Annotated in this window: 21 protein-coding genes and 1 tRNA gene; 6 read left to right on the top strand and 16 right to left on the bottom strand. The window is 65.2% G+C overall.

The genetic code is table 11. From position 1 onward, the window contains the following. Positions 1 to 92 precede the first annotated feature (92 nt). Positions 93 to 629, top strand: a complete 537-nt coding sequence (locus AC5P99_RS07100; protein ID WP_262091504.1) for a GspH/FimT family pseudopilin — start codon at positions 93 to 95, stop codon at positions 627 to 629. 48 nt (positions 630 to 677) lie between these two features. Here AC5P99_RS07100 and AC5P99_RS07095 read toward each other — a convergent pair. The 11 genes from AC5P99_RS07095 to grxD form a co-directional block, all read right to left on the bottom strand. Then, positions 678 to 754: transfer RNA gene (locus AC5P99_RS07095), tRNA-Asn, on the bottom strand. Positions 755 to 801: 47 nt separating this feature from the next. Further along, positions 802 to 1,227: a type IV pilin protein gene (locus tag AC5P99_RS07090; protein WP_005408861.1), complete on the bottom strand. Its 426-nt coding sequence runs from the start codon at positions 1,225 to 1,227 to the stop codon at positions 802 to 804. A 13-nt stretch (positions 1,228 to 1,240) separates the two neighbouring features. Then, positions 1,241 to 5,062: a pilus assembly protein gene (locus AC5P99_RS07085; RefSeq protein ID WP_049451346.1), complete on the bottom strand. Its 3,822-nt coding sequence runs from the start codon at positions 5,060 to 5,062 to the stop codon at positions 1,241 to 1,243. An 11-nt stretch (positions 5,063 to 5,073) separates the two neighbouring features. Continuing rightward, complete coding sequence (locus AC5P99_RS07080; RefSeq protein ID WP_005408859.1) at positions 5,074 to 5,595, bottom strand: pilus assembly PilX family protein; 522 nt, start codon at positions 5,593 to 5,595, stop codon at positions 5,074 to 5,076. 3 nt (positions 5,596 to 5,598) lie between these two features. After that, complete coding sequence (locus AC5P99_RS07075; RefSeq protein WP_005408858.1) at positions 5,599 to 6,768, bottom strand: PilW family protein; 1,170 nt, start codon at positions 6,766 to 6,768, stop codon at positions 5,599 to 5,601. Then, positions 6,765 to 7,265 carry a type IV pilus modification protein PilV gene (pilV, locus tag AC5P99_RS07070; protein ID WP_329768828.1) on the bottom strand — a complete coding sequence of 167 codons (501 nt, stop codon included), beginning with the start codon at positions 7,263 to 7,265 and terminating at the stop codon, positions 6,765 to 6,767. Before pilV ends, AC5P99_RS07075 begins: the two co-directional genes overlap by 4 nt. Further along, positions 7,262 to 7,777 (bottom strand): GspH/FimT family pseudopilin, encoded by a 516-nt coding sequence (locus tag AC5P99_RS07065; protein ID WP_005408856.1) that lies wholly within the window; start codon positions 7,775 to 7,777, stop codon positions 7,262 to 7,264. Before AC5P99_RS07065 ends, pilV begins: the two co-directional genes overlap by 4 nt. Positions 7,778 to 7,938: 161 nt before the next feature. Beyond that, on the bottom strand, positions 7,939 to 9,327 hold the full coding sequence (gene ppnN / locus AC5P99_RS07060; RefSeq protein WP_049451345.1) for a nucleotide 5'-monophosphate nucleosidase PpnN: 1,389 nt from the start codon (positions 9,325 to 9,327) through the stop codon (positions 7,939 to 7,941). 252 nt (positions 9,328 to 9,579) lie between these two features. After that, positions 9,580 to 12,828 (bottom strand): TonB-dependent receptor, encoded by a 3,249-nt coding sequence (locus AC5P99_RS07055; RefSeq protein WP_088436337.1) that lies wholly within the window; start codon positions 12,826 to 12,828, stop codon positions 9,580 to 9,582. Positions 12,829 to 13,060: 232 nt separating this feature from the next. Next, on the bottom strand, positions 13,061 to 13,837 hold the full coding sequence (locus AC5P99_RS07050; protein WP_005412811.1) for an SDR family NAD(P)-dependent oxidoreductase: 777 nt from the start codon (positions 13,835 to 13,837) through the stop codon (positions 13,061 to 13,063). Next, a complete protein-coding gene (grxD, locus tag AC5P99_RS07045) occupies positions 13,834 to 14,154 on the bottom strand; it encodes a Grx4 family monothiol glutaredoxin (RefSeq protein ID WP_005408852.1) in 321 nt (106 codons plus the stop codon). Before grxD ends, AC5P99_RS07050 begins: the two co-directional genes overlap by 4 nt. 121 nt (positions 14,155 to 14,275) lie before the next feature. Between grxD and AC5P99_RS07040 the strand changes: the two genes are divergently transcribed. After that, positions 14,276 to 14,854, top strand: coding sequence for a superoxide dismutase (locus AC5P99_RS07040; RefSeq protein ID WP_088436364.1), 579 nt, complete (start codon positions 14,276 to 14,278; stop codon positions 14,852 to 14,854). Between the two features lie 114 nt (positions 14,855 to 14,968). On the opposite strand, the gene AC5P99_RS07035 is transcribed toward AC5P99_RS07040, so the two are convergent. The 3 genes from AC5P99_RS07035 to purE form a co-directional block, all read right to left on the bottom strand. Then, positions 14,969 to 15,310 carry a carboxymuconolactone decarboxylase family protein gene (locus AC5P99_RS07035; protein WP_005408850.1) on the bottom strand — a complete coding sequence of 114 codons (342 nt, stop codon included), beginning with the start codon at positions 15,308 to 15,310 and terminating at the stop codon, positions 14,969 to 14,971. Positions 15,311 to 15,422: 112 nt separating this feature from the next. Continuing rightward, complete coding sequence (locus AC5P99_RS07030; RefSeq protein WP_088436336.1) at positions 15,423 to 16,571, bottom strand: 5-(carboxyamino)imidazole ribonucleotide synthase; 1,149 nt, start codon at positions 16,569 to 16,571, stop codon at positions 15,423 to 15,425. Next, the gene (gene purE, locus AC5P99_RS07025) at positions 16,568 to 17,071 is read right to left on the bottom strand and encodes a 5-(carboxyamino)imidazole ribonucleotide mutase (RefSeq protein ID WP_329768827.1); all 504 of its coding nucleotides are present in this window, start codon (positions 17,069 to 17,071) and stop codon (positions 16,568 to 16,570) included. Before purE ends, AC5P99_RS07030 begins: the two co-directional genes overlap by 4 nt. A 58-nt stretch (positions 17,072 to 17,129) precedes the next feature. On the opposite strand from purE, the gene AC5P99_RS07020 reads away from it, so the two are divergent. The 4 genes from AC5P99_RS07020 to AC5P99_RS07005 all read left to right on the top strand — a co-directional run bounded on the left by AC5P99_RS07020 (position 17,130) and on the right by AC5P99_RS07005 (position 19,781). Beyond that, the gene (locus AC5P99_RS07020) at positions 17,130 to 17,399 is read left to right on the top strand and encodes a Trm112 family protein (protein ID WP_099605683.1); all 270 of its coding nucleotides are present in this window, start codon (positions 17,130 to 17,132) and stop codon (positions 17,397 to 17,399) included. Next, positions 17,396 to 18,247, top strand: a complete 852-nt coding sequence (gene nadC / locus AC5P99_RS07015) for a carboxylating nicotinate-nucleotide diphosphorylase (RefSeq protein WP_049451341.1) — start codon at positions 17,396 to 17,398, stop codon at positions 18,245 to 18,247. The genes AC5P99_RS07020 and nadC overlap by 4 nt, the downstream gene beginning before the upstream one ends. A 114-nt stretch (positions 18,248 to 18,361) precedes the next feature. Further along, positions 18,362 to 19,363 (top strand): DUF2272 domain-containing protein, encoded by a 1,002-nt coding sequence (locus tag AC5P99_RS07010; protein WP_049451340.1) that lies wholly within the window; start codon positions 18,362 to 18,364, stop codon positions 19,361 to 19,363. Positions 19,364 to 19,430: 67 nt separating this feature from the next. Next, a complete protein-coding gene (locus tag AC5P99_RS07005) occupies positions 19,431 to 19,781 on the top strand; it encodes a DUF3301 domain-containing protein (RefSeq protein WP_005408844.1) in 351 nt (116 codons plus the stop codon). A gap of 46 nt (positions 19,782 to 19,827) precedes the next feature. Here AC5P99_RS07005 and AC5P99_RS07000 read toward each other — a convergent pair whose 3' ends face one another. Both AC5P99_RS07000 and AC5P99_RS06995 read right to left on the bottom strand, forming a co-directional pair. Further along, positions 19,828 to 20,280, bottom strand: coding sequence for a ClpXP protease specificity-enhancing factor (locus tag AC5P99_RS07000; RefSeq protein ID WP_005412806.1), 453 nt, complete (start codon positions 20,278 to 20,280; stop codon positions 19,828 to 19,830). Between the two features lie 84 nt (positions 20,281 to 20,364). After that, positions 20,365 to 21,000, bottom strand: a complete 636-nt coding sequence (locus tag AC5P99_RS06995; protein WP_005408842.1) for a glutathione S-transferase N-terminal domain-containing protein — start codon at positions 20,998 to 21,000, stop codon at positions 20,365 to 20,367. Between the last annotated feature and the right edge of the window lie 25 nt (positions 21,001 to 21,025).

Below are 21,025 nucleotides of genomic sequence, written 5' to 3'. Positions count from 1 at the left end.
CAAGGGGTGACGGCCGGCTGAGGGCTTTCCGGGCAGGCGGGCGCGGCAGTGCCTGATGGCGGCCGCCCCGCTGCGGCGCGAGGCTTGATGCCATGCATCGCACTCCCGCCCACTGTCGTTCAGCATCACGCGGCATGCATCTGGTCGAGATGCTGGTGGTGATCGCCATCCTTTCCGTTCTGCTGGCCGTGAGCTGGCCGGCCCTGCGCCCGGTGCTGTTGCGGCAACGCGCCGACGCCCTGCAGCTGACCCTGCATGCCAGTCTTTCCAGCGCCAGAAGCGAGGCCCTGAAGCGCCGCGAACTGATCGGGCTGTGCGCCAGCGACGACGGTGAGCAGTGCTCCCGCGACTGGAGCGCAGGGTGGATCATCTATCGCAGCGGCAGGCACCGGGGGACACCAGCATCCGCCCAGGACATCCTGATCCACCATCAAGGCCGGACCGACATCGCCATCGTCGCCCAGGCCAGCGGTGGACGGCCGCTGCTGTTCTTCCAGCCTGACGGGCGCAGTCCCGGTGCCAATCTGACGCTGCGCATCTGTGCAGGAGACCGGCTGCATGGCAGGTTGGTCATCAACAACGGCGGCCGCATCCGCAGCGAGCGTGTCGACCGCACCCTTCCCTGCTGACGGGCCAAAACGACAAAAGCCGCGATTTCTCGCGGCTTTTGCAGTATCTGGCGCCCGAAGTTGGACTCGAACCAACGACCCCCTGATTAACAGTCAAGTGCTCTAACCGGCTGAGCTATTCGGGCGGGGAGGCGCATTGTACTGGGCGTTCAGAGGAAGATCAACACCTGATTTACCAGCAATCGGAAACCGTGCCGCTGGCCGTTTTGCGGTTGGCCTGGTCCACGCTCAGCGTCCCGCAGCTGTCCTTGGTCTGGTTGCCCTGGGGCGTCGCGGTCAGCGTGAACGAGGACGCCTTGCCATCGAACGTGATCGCGTACCGTGTGGTCCCGCCCTCGCGCGGCGACACCTTGCTGGGCAGCGCGAAGCCCGAGTAGGTGTTGTTCACCGAGTAGTAGCGCTCAGCACGCTGCGCGTATTCCACCAGGTCCGCCTTGGCCACGCCCCGGTGCGACTGGCGGATGTACTGCTGGTACGACGGAACGACAATCGCGGCCAGGATGCCGAGCACGATCACCACGATCATCAGTTCGATGAGGGAGAAACCGTGCTGTTTGCCGGGACGACGCAGGGTACGGGAAAGAGTGTTCAGGCTCATGGGCATGTCTTCGTTACTGGATCTGGCGCCAGGATTGGCGACCGCAGGGATAAGGCACGTACATCGTCGGAGCACCCGCCACGTTGACCGCCATCCAGCAGGCACGTCCGCCTCGATCAGCACCCTTTGCCAGGCGCGGCATCACCGAGACATTGACGTCCTTCACCGGTGCGGTGCCGCCGGTGTCGAGACTGACGCCAGCCGTGCCCGCTCCGTAGGGCGTGCCGGTAATGGACCCGACCCGCGCCTGCTCCAGCGATGCAACGCCCGAGATCGGATTGAGGCCAAACAGCCAGTTGCTTCCCTCGGTCGAACAGCCACGGCCACCCGCGGTGGGCATGTAGGTCGGCATGAACACCGTTCCCGACGCCACGGCAGGATTACCAACAAAGCGTTCACCTGCGCCGGGCAGTGCAATGCTCCATCCGCGCGCCGCCCCGGAGAAGGGCGTGGCCGTGACCGTGCGCAACTTGTTGGTGGTGGTCACCGTATAGGCCACCAGATTGGCGGGCACGATCGTGGCCTCCGGCTGGTCCTTGCTGGTGTCGTTGACACCGTACAGCGACTGCGCGGTGAGATCCTGGGGGTCATTGTCGAAGGAGAAGCTGCCGGTACCCAGCACCAGCATCACGCCACCACCGGGTCCGGTCACGGCGGTCATGCCACCGGTAATCGGCTGGCGATACACCTGGTTGTTGTTGTTGGTCTGGCGCGCCGTGGTGAACACCGGCGTGGTGACCGAGGTCGCCGTGCTTTCCAGGTCGAACTTCCACAGCGCGCCGCGCTGGTCGGCCGCATAGATCGTGTCCGCCAGGCCGTCACGGCCACGTACACGCCCCGTCCCACCGGCGCTGTCGGCGCGCCAACGGTCGACAGCCACGATGTTGCCCAGGCCATTGTCACCGGCGGGTGCGGTTGCTGCGGCCTCGGTAGCAGTGATCATCCGCACCGCGCCCGATCCCAGGTCGACCACGAACAGCACGGCCTTGCGGCTGAGGCTGTTGTAACCGTTGCCGAAGATCGCTTTCCACGCCACCCCGGTCCCTTCCTTCACCGGGACGATCACCGGCTTTCCAAGGACATGGCCGATGTTCGCCTTGATGGTGCTGTCGAGCCCCGGCGCCACGTCACTGATTTCCCACAGGCGATTGCCGGTGCCGAAGCTGGACGGCGTGGTTACATCCAGCGCGAACACCGAGCGCCCACCGGCGCCCGCCGTACCGACGAGCGCCGTGGCCCAGTTGCCACCGATCTGTGCATCCGCCACCGCGATCGGTCCATCCACGTAGTAGCGATGACGGAAGCGCTGGTCGGACTTGTTGGCCGCCACGTAGGGATACAGCAGGTTGGCCATGTGGCCCAGCGCGGTTCCAGGGATGTAGGCGAAGGTCTCGCTGCCTCCGGCACCGTCACTTACGCCATTGCCGTTCATGCCACCGTCGAAGGCATGCAGCATGCCGTCGTTGGCACCGACATAGACCATGTAGCGGCCATTGTTGCGCTTGCGGGTCAGGTACGTCGCATACGAGGTCGCCATCGCGGTGCTGATGCGCTGGTAGCCATAGTCGTCGCGGGGCGAACTGATCACCGGGCTGGAATTGACAATGTCGCCCAGCACGGTGGTACGGGTGCGATAGATGCCCCCCGAGTTGCGTACTTCGCGCGATGCGTCGCCGCGCAGATAAGCCATGGCCGTGGCGATGTCGCCGCCCAGCTTTTCAGCCTCGGTCGCGGAACAGCGCGCAATGCCCGGATACTGCTTCTCATCCTTGTTGCAGAGGTCGGTGAAGGCGATATTGGTGCTGCTGAAGTCAACTGCAGCATTGCCCTTGGTGGCAACGATGGTGCGCGAACGCTGCGCCCCCAGTTTCTCCGCCGCTTCCCACACCTGCGTGTACTCGGTCTGCTGCGTCTTGTCGTTCACCGCAAGCTTGGATGCCTTCAGGCGACTGAACCAATCGGTTTCCTCGTTGGCCACTTCGAACTGGGGCGTGACCGCCAGCGACCCGGTACCGATACGCGCGCCGGTCAGGCCCTGGCTGCCCGAAGGCGCTGGCCCGGAGGTGACCGACGAGAGCACCCGGCGCATGGCCGTGGTGATGTCTGCCGGAGTACGCGCGTTGATGTACTCACCGCGGGTATTGGTCGCGGCGTGCCAGATGTCATCCACGGTGCTGGGGTTGTTGTTCTGACGTGGCGGCCAGTTGTTGTAGATGGCCGAATCGGTATACGGATTCTGCTGTTTGTCCGGATCGAACAGGTTGCCACGCGCACCCAGGGTGATCCCGTAGAAGTTGATATGCAGGTTCTTGTTGCAGTCCAGCGACTTGTCGGTACTGGTCGCGCACTGCTCCGGCACCGGCACATTGCCCTTGGGCATCGCGGTATCGGTGCGCAACGGATTGACGTAATAATACGCCGCGATATCAGCCATCGTATCCGAGTTGCTGTCCTTGAACGGGGCACCCATGGCACCGTCAATGTTCCCTGGGGTGGGAATCGAACTCGATGGGAACCCGTTGCCGTTGTTGCTGTAGCCATCGGTGAACAGCATCACCGCGTTTTTCTGGCAGGAAAGCTTGATGGGGGCCGCATCGTCGGTTCGCATGAACTGCAGGCCGGCCGCATTGACCGCATTTCGGTTGGGCGTACCGCCATTGGCGGTCAGCGCAATCATGTCGCTGTACAGTTTCGCCTTTTGCGAGATCAGGCTCATGTCCTGGATCGCGAGACGCTTCGCATCATCCGACGAGCTGTTGTACTTCAGGAAGTCGTTGATCTTGAAGTAGCCGACATACATGTCGTTGACGTTCAACGCATGCGTCATGCCGGCGATCATCGCGCGGTTTCGGTTACCGTAGTAGGAGTACCAGTTGGCGAAATTCTGGAGCGCGGCGGCATCACCGGATGCGATGACATACTTCCACATGTCACACCCTGGGCCACAGGCACCCGCAATTCTGGTGCGCTTCACGCCCGCATATGCATTGGTCGTCCCCGGCAGCTGGGGACGGGGGTCCGCATCACTGCTGTAGGGCATGAAGAATGTTGCCGGAACGTACCTGAGAGATGCGTAATCCGCCGAAGTCCAGCTTCGGCCAGCGCTATTGCCATTGCTGTTTTCGCTACCGAATGTATACGTTACGTTCCCCGAGCGATCCTCGTATCGGGTCACATTCGCATAGGCCTGCCCCTGCGGCGCAACCATGCCCTTCTGCATCCGTTGGACATCCCAACTGGATTTACCCAGGTAGCTCGCAGCAAGCGACAGCGAATTACCCGTGTCACGCGGATCAATGAGGGTGGCTGTCGTATTGGCCTGAGGATAGGACACGACCTCTTCCTTGACGATGTTCAGCCAAGGCTCGTACTTGATGTTCGGATCGTAGTACGCCGGATTGTAGGCGGCCGATCGCGCGAACCCGAATACGTCCAGCGCGGGAATGCCGCTGTTGTCGTTGATTCGGGCACCTGGCAGTACATAGAAGTAGTCGCACTCACCCGCGCCATAGATGGGATTTCCATAGCGATCGTAGCCACTGATGATGTCGTCAACGGTGTTCAGTACACCCTTGGATCTGAAGAAGCTCTGCCGGGCATAGTTCCAGCACGCCGTTCCATCCTGCCCTGGGAACTGGGTCTGGAAGGTCATCGAACCCGAATCATCCACCGCCATGATGAATGACGGCGGCGCGGAGACCTTCAGGTTCATCGGGTGCTGCGACAATGTGCCCTGCGCCTGCGCGGCGAACAGGTTCATCGCAAGCCAGGTGCCGCCAGCCACCGCCAGCAACAGCCCGGAGCCGGCCAGGATCTTGATCTTTCGGGTCGCCATGACCGGGTTCCTCAAAGCTTGAAAACAGTGTCGACAGCCGCCGAGGAAGTACCCTCGTTGCTGGTGGCGGCATCGCGATCGGAGCCGAAAGCGGTGATCTGGTAGACGCGGGTGGGCTCTTCGCTTTCCGGCGTGCCCATGCCCAGCGTCGATTCGCCCTGGATGCAGGCGTCGATGCGGCGCACGCTGACCACCGGCGCCGCCGACAGTTTCTGCTCTCCCACCCAGCGGGTGGGATCGAAGCCGTCATCGCAGATGCGCTTGATGGCGTCAGCCTTCAACGAGCCGCCGTCGCCGGTATTGTTGTCGATCTCCTCGATCGACCGCTCGGCGTCACGGACCGCCCGCTCGCTGGCCTGGAACGCCACGTTGGCGGCCCGGTAGTTGGAGGACATGCGCTCCTGCATGCTCGCCACCTGCATGCCGACCACGCCGATCAGCGACAGCAGGATCAACAGCATCAGAGCCACGTACAGCACCGCACCGCGCTGCTGCGTACGCCCCTGGAATCGACGCGAGACGGAGGGCTTCATGGGTCAGTTCCCGAACAGTCGGTTGCGCAGTGCCACGGACACCTCGTAGGAGGCACGGTAACGATCGTCGTAGGTCGTGGGCGGATTGAAGCCAACGCCGAGCACGCCCAGCTGGGCCACGGCCGTATTGGCCTGCTCCGCCGCGGCGCGCTGCGGGCTGCGCACCAGCAGTCCAAACTGCACCAGGCCAACCCGTCGCCACGCAGCGACAGCGGCGGCATCGGTACCGGTACTGACCCCGCTGGCAGTCTTCTGGAAGGCGATTACCCCGGTCGGCGGCGCGGTGCTGCTGATCGCCGTCTCGGTATCCTGGCCGTAGAGGAACTGCAGGCTCTCAATGCCCTCCACCAGCTCCTCACCGGTGGCGAACGTATTGTCGCCAGCGCCACGCGCGCGGTACAGCGCGGGTTCGCCGGCGGTATTGGTTGCCACGTAGTACGCCATCGATTCCACCCGATAGACCATGGTCACCGCGTTGTTGGCCGAATACGCCGAGAGATCGGCTTTGCTGGCCGTGATCGTGCTGCCGGCGATTTTTCCCGCAAACACGTCCACCTTGCTGCAATCGGCCACGGCAAACGCCGAGGGCGTGGTGACGGCACCGGCCGACAGGCGGGCCGCCGCGTCACTGGCGATCGTGATGTCCGGCGAAGTGCCGGAGCCGATGGACAGCACCGGCGAGCCTTCCGGCGCCAGGTAGCGCATCACGATGATGTCGCTGCCGCCAAGCGGTTTGGGCTTCAGATTGGTGATCGCCGACGGCGTGCTGCCGGCAGCCCCCCAGCTTGCGCCGAGGGTCAGCTTGTTGCCAGGCGCGGTGCCCTGCGCCTCGTAACCCTGGATCGGCACCGAGAAGTCCATCGGGCTGCCATCACCCGACTTCACGCCGGCAATGTTGACCTTGACACTGTCCTGGGCGCGCACCAGGTGCGCCTGGTCATTCACGCAGCCCATGTGCCCGGCCATCCGGATGTCGCGCTCGAGGAACTCCAATGCGAATCGGGCGTTCTCCTGGGTGCGCGCGACACCTTCGGACAGCTGCGAGGCCGCCCGCGAAGCCATGAAGATCTGGGTCACGCCCAGCATCAGCACCAGGCCGATGACCAGCGAGATCAGCAGTTCAACCAGCGAGAGGCCAGCCGCATGGCTGGCAGCGGAAGGCGCGCGCTTCATAGACGGGTAACCAGGGTGAACGTGGTGATGCTGTCGGGATTGGCTGCGTTCCATCGCTCGTCTCCCCAGCCGATGCCCACCGTGACCAGACCATCATTGACGGTCACGTTGGCGCTGGCGTTGCCTCCCAGCACCTTGACGACCTGGCATTGCCAGCGCGCCACGTTCGCCTTGGAGGCTGTCACGTCGGCACTGTTGGGCCAGGTGCAGGGGCCAGCCGGCGCGGTGACCGAGCCGGCAGTGAAGGAGGCCTTGGTGTATTCGCCACCGTTGAGGGTTTCGCTGCGCTGCACGCGCATCAGCTCGATCAGATCGTAGGCCAGGCTGGTGGCCTGGGTGCGCTGGCTGGCGCTCTGCACGAACCGCACGTTCATGGTCTGCAGCAGCGCAAAGCCAAGCAGGCCGAACGCCAGCACCAGCAGCGCGATCAGCACCTCGATCAGGCTGAAGCCACGACTGCGGGCAGGCCCGCCCATGCCGGAACGACGACGTTTCATTTGCAGGTTCCTGCGGTGGAGCGGACCTGGCCGGAGAACAGGACGGTCAGGGTCCGCATGGGGTCACCCGTCTTGCAGCCTTGCGGCACCAGGCTCACGACCTGGTCGGCGGACGCGCGGCGGCGTCCCTGGGAATCGAAGGTGATGACGGTTGGGCTGGGAGCCTCGACCGCCAGGCTGCTGCTGCCCTTGGAGAAGCGCAGCACGCTTTCGCTGCCGCTGACGGAGCCATCGCCATCGGCGTCGCCCCAGGCCAGCATGCCCTTGCTCCACTCACCATCGCAGGACGTGCCGTTGCTGCTGCCGCACACCCCGCCACCATGGCGGTTGCGGATGGCCTCGCTGCGAGCGAGCGACAACAGACCGATCACCTCGTTGTTGGTGGTGGTCAGCCGGTTCGAGCGCATCGCGGTGCGGAAGCTGGGATAGGAGATGCTGGCCAGAATGACCAGGATGACCAGCGTGATCATCAACTCGACCAGCGTGAAGCCGTTTTGCCGGCGCAAAGACATCGGACGCTCCCCAGCGTGTTGATGGCCACGATGGGCCATCGTCCCGCCACCGGCAAGCGGCGGCAGGATGAACGGTCAATCCAGGGCGACGGGCGTCAAAGCCTTGACGACCCGCACCCTCCCACCCCGGCCGGCGCGATCCCCATCGCACCGGCCCGGGCTCAGGCCAGCACCTGGTAGCAGGGCTGGTATTCGCCGGAGATCTTCATCCGGCGCTGCTCGACGAAAGCGCGCAGCAACGCGTCCAGCGCCTGCATCATGTCCGGGTCGCCATGGATCTGGAACGGCCCGAACTGTTCGATGCGATGCATGCCGTCTTCCTTCACGTTGCCGGCGACGATGCCCGAGAACGCCCGGCGCAGGTCGGCCGCCAGCGCGTGCGGGGCACGCCCGTGGTGCAGGTCCAATGCGGCCATCGCCTCGTGGGTGGGCACGAACGGCTGCTGGTACTCCCACGGAATCTCGATCGACCAGTTGAAGAAGAACGAGTCCTTCTGCGCCAGGCGGTGCTCGCGCACGCGCTTGATGCCGTTGGCCATCTTCTTCGCCACCGCCACCGGGTCGCCGATGATGATCTCGTAGCGCTCGGCGGCCGCGTCACCCAGGGTCAGGCGGATGAAGCGGTCGATCTGCTCGAAGTACGGCGCCGCCACGGTCGGTCCGGTCAGGATCAGCGGGAACGGCAGGTCCTTGTTTTCCTCGCGCAGCAGGATGCCGAGCAGGTACAGGATCTCCTCGGCGGTACCGACGCCACCGGCGAACACGATGATGCCGTGGCCGATGCGGACGAAGGCCTCCAGGCGCTTCTCGATGTCCGGCATGATCACCAGGTGGTTGACGATCGGGTTCGGCGACTCGGCGGCGATGATGCCCGGCTCGGTCAGGCCGATGTAGCGCGTCACGGTACGGCGCTGCTTGGCATGGGCGATCGTGGCCCCCTTCATCGGGCCCTTCATCGCGCCCGGGCCGCAGCCGGTGCAGATGTCCAGGCCGCGCAGGCCCAGTTCATAGCCCACCTGCTTGGTGTACAGATACTCGTCGCGCGAGATCGAGTGGCCGCCCCAGCACACCACCAGGTTCGGGTCACCCGGGTTGAGGATGCGCGCATTGCGCAGCAGGCCGAACACCGCGTTGGTGATGCCCTCGGACGACTCCAGCTCGGCCGCGTAGGCAGGGCCCATCTCGATGGCCATGTAGGCCAGGTCACGCACCACGGCGAACAGCAGTTCGGCAACACCGCGGATGATCTCGCCATCGACGAAGGCCATGGCCGGTGCGTTGACCAGGTCGATGCGCACGCCGCGATCCTGCTGCGCCACCTGGATGTCGAAATCGGGATACAGATCGCGCGCCGCGCGCGGATCGTCAGAGGCACTGCCGCTGGTCAGCACGGCCAGCGCGCAGCGGCGCAGCAGCTCGTGCATGCCGCCGGCAGAGGCATCGCGCAGGCGGGCCACTTCGGCCCGCGACAGCACATCCAGCCCACCGCGCGGGTAGATCCGTGCGTCCTGCACCGGCAGTGCGCGGGCTGATTTTTCGTTCGTGGTCATGTCCAATTTTTTGCTTCCTTCAAGGTTTCCGACTGTACTGCCGCCCCCTTAAAAAGCAAAACGGCCGGGAAGCCCGACCGTTGGATGTGTGCTCCCCGCGTTCGCCTTTCCGGGACCGCATCGGCGGCGTTGGCACCGCGCACATTTCTGGATGCTACGCCGATGCGGAGTGGCCTGCAAGGACTTTCGCCTGAACGGAAAACGGCCGGGTTTCCCCGGCCGTTTCCGTTTACATCATCAAGCTCTGACGGATCAGAACTTGTACTTCACAGTCAGCTGCATGGACCAACGCGACACGGCAGTGTTGCCCTTGTCATTGTTGTTTTCCTGGATCGAGGAATCATCCGCACCGGTGAACGAGTACACATACTTCCCGGTGGCCGGATCGATACCTGCGAAGTTGCCCACGCGGCGGGTTGCATAGAAGCCGTAGTCGTCAATGAGGCCCCACTTCTTGTTCAGCAGGTTGCCGACATTCATGATGTCCAGGGCGACTTCACCCTTGTGACCCTTCACGAAGCCCGGGAATTCCTGGCTGATACGAACGTCGAAGCTGTTGACCCACTTGGCGCGGTGCGAGTTGGCCGGGACCACGCTGCCACGGTAGGCCTCCAGTTCCGGGTTCTGCGCCAGCCAATCGAAGAACTTCTTCTCCATCGTTGCGCCGCCAGTGAACAGCACGTCGCCCACACCCTTCGGCACGTAGAACAGATCGTTGCCGATGGCGCTGTCGCCGTTGGCATCGTTGTAGAACACGTAGCTGTACGGACGGCCCGAGCGACCTTCGTAGAACAGGCCGATACGGGTAGCATTGTCACCGAAGAAGTTGTGCTTCCACTCCAGGGTGCCGGTGATACGGTCCTTGATCGCATAGCGCGAGTTGTACGCGATGTTCTCGTTGGCGTTCAGGATCTGGGTGTTGTTCCAGTTCGAGGTGTTCTGCGAGCTGGTCAGCGGGCTCACTTCCTTCGACTGGGTGTAGGTGTAACCCAGCGACCAGCCCCAGTTCTCGGTCAGCGGCTTGGCCAGCGAGAAGGTAGCCTGGCTGCCACGACCCTTGTCGGTGTTGCGCAGGAGCAGCACGTCGCCGATGTTGTTCGGGCGGTAGTTGCGATTCAGCACGCCGTTGGTGCCGTTCTCCATGCCCAGGTTGTCGCCGGTGCGGGTGTCGATCTTGCTGTTGGCCTGGTTCAGACCCTTGTCGTTCCAGTAGATCTCACGACCGTCCTGTGCAGACACGAAGGTCGGGCCATTGCCCTTGCCATTGGTCAGGTCCAGGCGCTCGAAGTACAGGCCATCCTTGACCTTGGTGAACAGCAGTTCGGCCGACGCCACGATGCCGTACCACGGCAGTTCATGATCGAAGGCCAGGTTCGCCTTCCACACCGACGGCAGGCGGGTGCCCGGGTTGATGATGTCGACGTTCTGGCGCGCAACGATACGCGACGGGTCCGGAATGAACGGATTATCGGCATCGACGCTGAAGCCACCCGGATTACCCGGAACGTTGTACTCGACGTAGTTCAGGCCGGTGTTCTGGTAAGCACCTGCCAGCCACACATTGGGCGCAGCACCGCCGAACAGGCCCACGCCACCGCGCAGCTGGGTCGGGCGATCGCTGTCGAAGGTGTAGTTGAAGCCAACGCGCGGCTGGATCAGGCTCTTGTCGACCAGCTTGGTGTTGTCGTAGCCGTAACGAGCCTGGATGTCGGCGTTGTACTTGGTCTGGCTGGTGAAGTCCGGAATGTCCACGCGGACGCCGAACATCAGGCTCAGGTTGTAGTTGACCGCCCAGGTATCCTGGATGAACAGACCGGTGTTCTTCAGGTGGAACTTGGCAGGAATGTCATCCAGGCTGCCGCCCGGGCGCGGAACGCGCAGCTGGTAGCCGTTCGCGGTGCCCGTCAGGAAGGAGGCCAGGTCACGGAAGTCATATGCGCCGTACAGGTTACGGCCGTAGAAGTTCATCAGGTCATTGTCGGTGTAATCGAAACCGAACTTGACGGTGTGGTCACCGATGTACCAGGTACCGGCACCGAAGGCGCTCAGTTCCTTCGACTCGACCAGATTGGTGTGGGTGTTCTGCTCGGTACCCAGGTACAGCGAGTTGTTGCCGAAGCGGACGCGCATCTGCGGCAGGTGCGAGGCTGCGACACGGTTGGACGAGTAGTCCTTGTGCGAGACCTTGAACTCGGTCGAGAAGTTTTCGGACCAGTCGCTGAACAGTTCACCCATCCAGGTTTCGTACTGGGTCGGCTGGGTGTACCAGAAGTCACTCAGCGAGAGTGCGCTGCTACTGACCTGCGGGAAGCGGACGACGTCCTGCTTCATCTTGTTGTAGCGCAGGGCCGCACGGTGGTTCTCGTTGATGTTCCAGTCCAGCTTGACGGCGTACTCTTCGATCTCGGTCTTGTTGTTCAAGTCACTGACGCCGCCCACCGGGTGGCCCAATTCCGCCATGCGCTTCTGCACAGCCGAAATGTCGGCATCACTGATACCGCCCTTGGACGGATCCTTGTTGTACGGGCTGTCGCTCAGGCTGACACCGCCACCACTACGCTCGTACTTTTCATAGTTGGTGAAGAAGAACAGCTTGTCCTTGACGATCGGGCCGCCGAAGGTCATGCCATAGGTCTTCTCGTCCTTGAAGCCATTGAAGTCCGACTTGTCGCCTTCCAGGCGCGAACGGACCATGTCCTTGTCGCGGTACGAACCGTACACGGTGCCGTGGAACTCATTGGTACCCGACTTGGTCACGGCGTTGATCACCGCACCGGTACCACCGGCGATGGTGGTGTCGTAGTTGGCCAGGTCGATGTTGATTTCCTGGATGGCGTCCATCGACACCGGCTGACGCTCGGTCGGCAGGTTGTTGGAGCCCAGGCCGAACGGATCGGATGCGCTGATGCCGTCGATGCGGATGGCGTTGTAGCGGGTGTTCTGGCCACCGGCCGAGATCGCGCCGTCAGCCTTGCTGACCTGCGAGATGCGCGGATCCAGGCGGATGTAGTCCTGGATGTTGCGGTTGGCCGACGGCAGCGCATCCATCGTTTCGCGGGTCACGTTGCTGCCGCTGCCCATCTTGGTGGCGCTGAACAGGTCCAGGCCACCTGCGGTGGCGACGACGTTCACCGCGTCCAGGTTGGTCGCAGCCAGGTCACCGCCGAGGCTGGCGTTGACGGTGTTGACCTGATTCAGGTTCAGGAAGACACCCTCTTCGGTCTTGGTGCCTTCACCGGACTTGGTGATGGTGATGGTGTACGGACCACCCACGCGCAGGCCGCGCGCGTTGTATCGACCCGACGCATCGGTAGTGGCACGCGAAACGGTGCCCGACTCGGTGTGGGTGATGGTGACTTCAGCGCCGGCGACAGGCTGGCCTGCGGCGGACATCACCTGGCCGCCGACACCGGCAGAGGTGCTCTGGGCGAAGGCGGGAGCGGCGGCGAGCGCAGCCACGAGACCAAGGGTGAGCTTGGACATCCGGAGTGGGTGGGTCATTTTTCGGTAGCCTCGATGCGAGTTGGCGATGGCGGAAAAAAAGCGCATCCAAACAGCCCTGCGGGTGGCTGGTCGGAGATTTATCTGGGGTTCCCTACCGCTTGGCTGAAGGCAGCCACAACGGTTAACACTAGATTAACACGCTACGCCATCAATGTGACGGTTGTGCGACAAACGGCACCGGATCGCAACGCAATCGTGACGGGATCTTCACTCCGCCTTTCCCCCGGCCTCATTCCGGCAGGGGCGCCTCACTGGCGTCGAGAATCCGGCCCCGCCAGGCAAGCCCAGCGCTGGACAGCAGGGTCACGGCCGCCGCAGCGGCGGCCTCCGGGCCCCGGGCGGCCGGGTCCTGGTCGACGGAATAGGCCCTGGCGCGCAGCGCCGTGCGCAGGGGGCCCGGATACAGGCCGCTGACCCGCACCGGGCTGCGGCCGAGTTCGTCATGCAAGCTGGTGATCAGCCCGCGCAGGCCATGCTGGGCCACACCGTATCCCCCCCAATAGGCCTGCCCCACCCGTTCGGAGGCATCGACCGCGAACACCAGGGCCGCGTCCTCGCGCTGCCGCAGCAGCGGCAGGCAGGCCTGGGCCAGCCACGCCGGGGCAGTGAGGGTGACATGCACCGCACGGGCGAAACTGGCCGGGTCGGCCAGCTCGAACGGGGTCAATCCGGGGAAATGGGCGGCACAGACCAGCACTCCATCCAGGCGCCCCAGCTCGCGCTGCAGGGCCTGGGCCAGTTCGGCATAGTCGTCGGGGCCCGCACCCTCCAGATCCAGCGGATACAGCAGCGGTTCCGGGCCGACGGCCTGGACCTGGGCGTAGACACGGTCCAGGCGGCGCGGCTTGCGGCCCAGCAGGACCACGGTGGCCCCGGCGGCGGCGGCGGCAACGGCCGCCGCACTGCCCAGCCCACCGCCGGCGCCGGCAACCAGCACCACGCGATCCTGCAACGGGCGGCCATCGAGCGCCCCGTTGGTCGGTGACGTCGATGGCCAGGCACTCATCCCTGGGTCGCCTCTTCGACGATGCGCTTGAGCTCGCCGGCTTCAAACAGTTCCAGGACGATGTCGCAGCCGCCGATCAGCTCTCCATTGATGAACAGCTGCGGGAAGGTCGGCAGGTTGGAGAACCGCGGCAGGTTGGCGCGGATCTCGGGTTCTTCCAGCACGTTGACGGTGCGCAGGGTGACCGCGCCGGCTGCCATCAACGCCTGTACGGCGCGGCTGGAGAAACCGCACATCGGGTATTGCGGGGTGCCCTTCATGAACAGCACGAGCGGGTAACGATCGACCTCGGCCTGGATTTGCTGCATTACCGCCACAACCTCACTCCTTGCTTCGCCGGACAAACCGACCGCGGTGGTCGGCTAGACTGCCCACGGTAGCCGCCATTGTAAGCGGATGGAACCGGCTGCCGCCGCCCCTCTGGCCACGAACCTGTCCATGCCTGTCGAATTGCCTGCCCTGCCCTACCTTCCCGGCTCCCTGCAGCCGCACCTGTCCGCACAGACCCTGGAACTGCACCACGGCCGCCACCATCGCGCCTATGTGGATGCAGTCAATGCCGGCATCCTCGGCACCGAGTGGGAAGAAGCGTCACTGGAGGAGATCGTCCGCCAGGCCCAGGGAAAGCTGTTCGATGCGGCCGCCCAGGCGTGGAACCACGGCTTCTACTGGCAATGCCTGCGACCCCGTGGTGGCGGCGAACCGCAGGGCCGCCTGGGCGAGCTGGTGAAGCGCCAGTTCGGCGACGTGCAGCGCCTGCGCGAGGAATTCAACCGCACCGCGCTGGGCCTGTTCGGCTCCGGCTGGGTGTGGCTGGTGCAGCATCCGGGCGGACAGCTGGGCATCCAGGCGACCCGCAATGCCGGCACGCCGCTGACGGGTGAAAGCACACCGCTGCTGTGCTGCGATGTCTGGGAGCACGCCTACTACACCGACTACCAGAATGATCGCGCGCGCTATCTGGACGCGTTCTGGCAGATGGTCAACTGGGAATTCGCTGAGAGCCAGCTACGCTGAGGCAACGGCTCCGCCCCGGGGTGGTGCCGGCCGCTGGCCGGCATCCCCATCGGTGTACAGAGATGGCGAATCTGCCGGCCAGCGGCCGGCACTACCGGAAAGCAGAGCGTGGCTTCACGCGTTCTCGTGCGCGGCCACCGCATCCATCACCCGCGCCGAGTACACCAGCGCCGCACCGGCATTGAGCGACACCGCCACACCCAGCGCCTCGGCGATTTCCTCGCGGTTGGCACCGTGCTTCAGCGCGGCATCCACGTGCACGGTGATGCAGCCGTCGCAGCGGGTGGTGACCGCCACCGCCAGCGCGATCAGCTCCCGGGTCTTCGCATCGAGATGGTTGGTCTGCGCGCCAGCGTTGGCCAGGGTGGCGTAGCCCTTGACCGTATCCGGTGAGAGCTTGCCGATCTCACCGATACGACCCTTCAGTTCCTTGCGGTAGGCATTCCAGTCGAGCATGGGGGTGACTCCTGTGAAAGGAGCTCCACGCTACCACCGGGAATGTTGCGCCGATGCCTGCACCGGCGCTTCACAGCGTTGCACTGCCGGCCAGCGGCCGGCACTACCGGGCTCAGCGATTGCGCAGCGCGTGCACCGCCGGGGCCACCTGGGCCTGGCGATCCAGCTCCAGGCCGACCTGCTCCAGCGCATCGGCCAGCGCGGCAGCATCGTCATCGCGCAACGTGGCGTGGCCGACCTTGCGGCCTTCGCGCGGCTCCTTGCCGTAGTCGTGCCAATGGCCGCTGGCCTGGCCCAGCACCGGTGCCGCATCCGGCATCGCGCCCAGCCAGTTCAGCATGCAGGCGTGGCCGAGCATGCGGGTGCTGCCCAGCGGCAAGCCCAGCACGGCACGCAGATGGTTCTCGAACTGCGAGGTCTCGCTGCCCTCGATGGTCCAGTGGCCGGAGTTGTGTACGCGCGGCGCCATCTCGTTGGCCAACAGCTCGCCATCGCGACAGAACAGCTCCAGCGCGAACACGCCGACGTACTGCAGGTGCTCGGCGACACGGCGGGCATAGCCGATCGCGGCCTGCTGCTCGGCATCGGACAGCACAGCCGGTGCCACGCTGGCCGACAGCACGCCGTCGACATGCCAGTTGCCGGTGACCGGCCAGGCTTCGAAGCTGCCATCGCGGCCACGCACGGCGACCACGCTGACCTCGCGCTGGAACGCTACGAAGCCTTCCAGGATCAGGCCGGTACGCTCGACCTGCGCGCCCAGTGCATCCCACGCGGCGTCGATGTCGGCCTCGCTGCGCAGGCGGAACTGGCCCTTGCCGTCATAACCAAGGCGGCGGGTCTTGAGGATGCACGGCAGGCCGAACTCAGCCGCCTTCGCAGCCAGCTCGTCACGGCTGCGGATATCAGCGAAGGCCGGCAGCGGGATGCCCAACTGCTGGAAAAGGGTCTTCTCGCTCAACCGGTCCTGGGCCACCGCCAGCGCGGCCGGCGGCGGATAGACCGGCACGCGGTCGGCCAGGAACTGCGCGCTGTCTGCGGGCACGTTCTCGAAATCGAAAGTGACCACATCGACCTTGGCGGCGAATTCCGCCAGCGCGTGGCGGTCATCGAAGGCACCGACGGTGAGCGGCGCCAGCGGGCCACTGCAGGCGTCGGCCGCCGGGTCGTACAGCTGGAAGCGCAGTCCCAGCGGCGCACCGGCCAGGACCATCATGCGGGCGAGCTGGCCGCCGCCCAGGATGCCGACGGTCAGGCTCATTGGCGCGGATCGTCGTGGGCCATCACGTCTTCGGTCTGGCTTGCACGGAAGGCGTCGAGCGCCTGGCCGATCGCCGGCTGGTCGCTGGCCAGCATCGCAGCAGCGAACAGCGCCGCGTTGGACGCGCCAGCATTGCCGATGGCGAAGGTGGCGACCGGGATGCCGGCCGGCATCTGCACGATCGACAGCAGCGAATCCATGCCGTTGAGGGCCTTGGACTGCACCGGCACGCCCAGCACCGGCACGGCGGTCTTGGCGGCGATCATACCCGGAAGGTGGGCGGCCCCGCCGGCACCGGCGATGATCGCGCGCAGGCCACGCGGGCCCGCCTGCTCGGCGTAACTGAACAACACATCCGGCGTCCGATGCGCGGACACCACCTTCACTTCGAACGGAACACCCAGGGCTTCAAGCTTCTGGGCGGCGTGCTGCATGGTTTCCCAGTCGGAACGGGAACCCATGACGATGCCGACAAGCGGCGCGATCGGGTTGGGGGTCATTGGCCGTCACCTGCCTTAAAGACGTATTCTAGCCATCTTCCACGCAAGACGAAGAACCATGGATCGCAAGCTGCTCGACCTGCTGGTGTCGCCGGACACCCGCCAGCCCCTGTCCCTGCTGGATGGCAAGGGCCTGGAAGCCCTCAACAAGGCCATTTTCGCCGGCGCGGTGAACAAGGCCGATGGCAACCCGCTGGCGCAGCCGCTGCGCGAAGCGCTGGTCACCCGCGACCGCAAGCAGGTGTTCCGCGTTGACGACGGCATCCCGGTGCTGCTGGCCGAGGAAGCCATCCCGACCGCCCAGATCGCCGACTTCCCGGCCGCATGAGCGCGCTGCCGACGCCGGATGCGGCCGCTGTCGCCGCCGATGTCGCGCGGGCGCTGGCCGAGGACCTGGGCAGCGGCGACGTCACCGCCGCCCTGCTGCCCGACCAGGCCGACAGCGCTTACCTGCTGTGCAAGCAGGACGGGGTGATTGCCGGCCGTCCGTGGTTCGACGCCACCCACCGCGCACTCGACCCGGACGTGCGCATCGAATGGCGTGTCTCCGAAGGTGACGCGGTCACCGCAGGCACCGTGCTGGCCCTGCTGCACGGGCGCAGCCGCAGCCTGGTCAGCGCCGAGCGCACCTCGCTGAACTTCCTGCAGACGCTGTCTGGCACCGCCACCACCACTGCCCGCTACGTGGCGGCGGTGGCCGGTACCGGCACGCGCATCCTCGACACCCGCAAGACTCTGCCTGGCCTGCGCCTGGCGCAGAAGTACGCAGTGCGCTGTGGCGGCGGCGACAACCACCGCTTCGGCCTCTATGACACGGTGATGCTGAAGGAAAACCACATCCGTGCCGCCGGTTCGCTGGCCGCGGCGGTGGCCGCCGCGCGCCGGCAATGGCCCGCGCTGCCGCTGGTGGTCGAGGTCGAGGACCTGGCCCAGCTGCGCCAGGCGCTGGAAGCCGGTTGCGAGCGCATCCTGCTGGATGACTTCAGCCCCGACCTGCGCCGCGAGGCAGTGCGCATCACGGCCGGCCGCATTCCGCTGGAAGTGTCAGGCAGCGTGGGCCTGGGCGGCCTGCGTTCGATCGCCGAGGACGGCGTTGACTGCATCTCCATCGGTGGACTGACCAAGCACGTGCAGGCCATCGATCTGTCGCTGAAGCTGGGCCCGCCGCCGGGTTGAGGCCTGGCGTGGGGGTCGATCCGTTGTCCATGGGAAAAGGGATCTGACCCCGTTCTCACACCCGGCGTTCACGACAGCGCTGCGACGCTGAGGTATCCCCCACAGGAGCCGCGCATGCGCCGGATGCTCTTGCCCGCCTGCCTGCTGCTGGCCGCGGCACCGTTGTCCGCAGCGGCCGCCGAGGCCTGCGATGTTCCGCCCCGCTTCGGCCTGAGTCCGTTGGCGGTGGCCATCCGCAACACCGCCTGCAATGAGCACCGGCTCTGGTACCGGCCCTTCATCGATCGTGAAGGCCGTGCCGCCAGCCTCAGCGTCACCGAAGCCGAAAGCGATCACCTGGCAGACAATGGCCTGATCGCCTGGCAGCGCGTGGCCGGCTACTGGCGCAACAGCGGCACGCTCAATGCGATGGGCAGCATCGCGGGCGCCAGCAGCTGCCTGGCGCCGTTGGGCACGCGCTACACCGACAGCGACTGCCGCGCCTTCCTGATCGACAACCCGTGGTCGGCCGCGTTCATTTCCTGGGTGATGGTGCAGTCCGGCGTTCCTGGCTTCAATACTTCGCCACGCCACATCGACTACATCCGTGCCGCCTACCAGGGCGGCCCCTCGGGCGTGCCGTACCGGCTGGTCGACCCGGCCACGGCCAAACCCGCACCGGGCGACCTGCTGTGCTTCCTGCGCGACCGCAGCACCACGCTCAGCTACAGCGGGCTGGTGCAGGCACTGGGCAATGGCTCGGTGGGCCACTGGAAATCGCATTGCGAAGTGGTGGTGGCGGCCAACCTCGGCGGCGACCAGACCCTGTACCTGGTCGGTGGCAACGTGATGAACACCGTGGCGATGCGGTTGCTGCAGCTGGATCGTACGGGGCTGATCAAGCTGCCTCCGGCACGCGAACGCAACAGCACCGGCATCGACCCCAGCTGCACACCAGGTCGCGAGGAGGAATGCAGCTTCAACCGGCAGGACTGGGCAGCGCTGCTGCAGCTGACTGCAACCTCACCGCTGGTGATGCCCTCGCCCACTGCGACGCCGATGCAGCCCACTCCGGCACCGCAACCGGTCATCGTGCCCACGCAGCCGATGTCCAGCGAACCGCAGCCGCGGCGGTGAGTGCAGCGCTTGATCCCGCGCGCGTTCGCCGCCATCTTTGCGGGATCAACCCCTGACGGCTGACGCCATGCCCACCCTGCTGCTGTTGCTGATTGCCGGCGGAATCATCTATTTCTTCTGGAACGCGGCGCGTTCGGCCGCCGAGCGCGCGGTCGAACTGGGGCGCAATGCCTGCCGTGCTGCCGACGTGCAATGGCTGGATCAGGCGGTGCACGCCACCGGCCTGCGCCTGTCGCGCGGCGAAGATGGCCGGCTCGGCTTCGAACGTACCTTCAAGTTCGAGTATTCCTACGACGGCATCGATCGCCACGTGGGCCGCATGGTGCTGCGCGGCGACCAGCTGATCTCATTCACTGGTCCGGGCGCGGCGCGGATCAGCCAGATCCGCGCGGATGTGGACGATGCCGAGGATGTGTAAGGGCTGAAGGCGTGCCGACCAACGGTCGGCACCCACCGTTACCTGGTTACTTGACCACGCGCAGGTTCGGGCGCCCCTTCGGCGGCGGGCTGGCTGGCGGCGTATCGTCCGGCGGCGTGCCTTCCTCGTGCAGCAGCTCATCGCTGGTCGGAGCGGTCTCGTTGCCCGGGATGTCATCCGGTAGCGCCATGCCCTGCCCGGTCTCGCGGGCGTAGACGGCCAGCACGGCGCTGATCGGCACCTGCACCGGGTAGCTGGTACCGGAGAAGCGCGCAGAGAAGCTCACCATCTCGTTGTCGATCATCAGCCGCACGACAGCACGTTCGGCGATGTTGAGCACGACCCGGCCATCCTTGACCGCCGAAGGCGGGACCTGCACGCCGGGAACGCCGGCGTCGACCAGGATGTGCGGGGTCAGCTGGTTGTCGTTGATCCATTCCACCAGCGCCCGCAGCAGGTACGGGCGGTGGCTGGTCATGTGGAAGAAGTCTTCGGTCATGCGTGAAGTGTACGCGCCCGGCGCCCCGCCGGGGCGGATCACCTGCACGCCGGTCGGCGTGCAGACGGGTAACGCAGGCCCGGATCAGACCGGCAGATCGCGCAGCTTCTTTTCCTGATCGGTCAGGCTGCGGACGAAACCGGGGTGGCGGAAGATGCGGTTGCCGTAGTCCTCGATCGCCTTGCCGTCCTTCGGCAGCGGTACGTCCAGCGACTGCAGGCGCCAGATGATCGGCGCCATCGCGCAGTCGGCCAGGCTCATTTCCGGGTTGAGGAAGAACTTGCTGGCCTTGAACAGCGGCAGCGAGGCGGTCAGCAGCTCCTTCAGGCGCTTGCGGCCAGCCTCGGCCTGGGTCTTGTTGCCGAGCTGGATGGCCTGCACCTGTGGCACCCAGTCGTGCTCGATGCGCAGCATCGCCAGGCGGATGCGCGCACGCGAGAGCGGATCGACCGGCATCAGCGGCGGATGCGGATAACGTTCGTCCAGGTACTCGCTGACCACTGATGCGGCGTACAGCACCAGCTCGCGTTCGACCAGGGTCGGCACCGAGTGATACGGATTGAGGTCGATCAGGTCTTCAGGCGGGTTCTGTGGATCGACCGGAACGAAGTCGAAGGTCACACCCTTGGCCGCCAGGACCAGGCGTACACGGTGGCACAGTACATCGTCGTTTGAGGAAAACAGCGTCAGTGTATTGCGCATGCGTACGCTCGCCGCCATCAAAGGCTCTCCCACGACAGGAGAC

This window comes from Stenotrophomonas sp. YJH_SMC_80, assembly GCF_059372495.1.
This window is presented reverse-complemented; position numbering and strand designations above follow the sequence as displayed.

Bases quoted from the DNA above. Each gene is read 5' to 3' on its own strand.
- AC5P99_RS07050 (WP_005412811.1), bottom strand. From the start codon at position 13,837: ATGAGTGCCTGGCCATCGACGTCACCGACCAACGGGGCGCTCGATGGC.
- AC5P99_RS07020 (WP_099605683.1), top strand. From the start codon at position 17,130: ATGGATCGCAAGCTGCTCGACCTGCTGGTGTCGCCGGACACCCGCCAG.
- AC5P99_RS07030 (WP_088436336.1), bottom strand. From the start codon at position 16,571: ATGAGCCTGACCGTCGGCATCCTGGGCGGCGGCCAGCTCGCCCGCATG.
- AC5P99_RS06995 (WP_005408842.1), bottom strand. From the start codon at position 21,000: ATGGCGGCGAGCGTACGCATGCGCAATACACTGACGCTGTTTTCCTCA.
- purE (WP_329768827.1), bottom strand. From the start codon at position 17,071: ATGACCCCCAACCCGATCGCGCCGCTTGTCGGCATCGTCATGGGTTCC.
- AC5P99_RS07075 (WP_005408858.1), bottom strand. From the start codon at position 6,768: ATGAAGCGCGCGCCTTCCGCTGCCAGCCATGCGGCTGGCCTCTCGCTG.
- AC5P99_RS07080 (WP_005408859.1), bottom strand. From the start codon at position 5,595: ATGAAGCCCTCCGTCTCGCGTCGATTCCAGGGGCGTACGCAGCAGCGC.
- AC5P99_RS07100 (WP_262091504.1), top strand. From the start codon at position 93: ATGCATCGCACTCCCGCCCACTGTCGTTCAGCATCACGCGGCATGCAT.
- pilV (WP_329768828.1), bottom strand. From the start codon at position 7,265: ATGAAACGTCGTCGTTCCGGCATGGGCGGGCCTGCCCGCAGTCGTGGC.
- AC5P99_RS07005 (WP_005408844.1), top strand. From the start codon at position 19,431: ATGCCCACCCTGCTGCTGTTGCTGATTGCCGGCGGAATCATCTATTTC.
- AC5P99_RS07040 (WP_088436364.1), top strand. From the start codon at position 14,276: ATGCCTGTCGAATTGCCTGCCCTGCCCTACCTTCCCGGCTCCCTGCAG.
- AC5P99_RS07035 (WP_005408850.1), bottom strand. From the start codon at position 15,310: ATGCTCGACTGGAATGCCTACCGCAAGGAACTGAAGGGTCGTATCGGT.
- AC5P99_RS07010 (WP_049451340.1), top strand. From the start codon at position 18,362: ATGCGCCGGATGCTCTTGCCCGCCTGCCTGCTGCTGGCCGCGGCACCG.
- AC5P99_RS07085 (WP_049451346.1), bottom strand. From the start codon at position 5,062: ATGGCGACCCGAAAGATCAAGATCCTGGCCGGCTCCGGGCTGTTGCTG.
- AC5P99_RS07000 (WP_005412806.1), bottom strand. From the start codon at position 20,280: ATGACCGAAGACTTCTTCCACATGACCAGCCACCGCCCGTACCTGCTG.
- AC5P99_RS07065 (WP_005408856.1), bottom strand. From the start codon at position 7,777: ATGTCTTTGCGCCGGCAAAACGGCTTCACGCTGGTCGAGTTGATGATC.
- nadC (WP_049451341.1), top strand. From the start codon at position 17,396: ATGAGCGCGCTGCCGACGCCGGATGCGGCCGCTGTCGCCGCCGATGTC.
- AC5P99_RS07090 (WP_005408861.1), bottom strand. From the start codon at position 1,227: ATGAGCCTGAACACTCTTTCCCGTACCCTGCGTCGTCCCGGCAAACAG.
- ppnN (WP_049451345.1), bottom strand. From the start codon at position 9,327: ATGACCACGAACGAAAAATCAGCCCGCGCACTGCCGGTGCAGGACGCA.
- AC5P99_RS07055 (WP_088436337.1), bottom strand. From the start codon at position 12,828: ATGACCCACCCACTCCGGATGTCCAAGCTCACCCTTGGTCTCGTGGCT.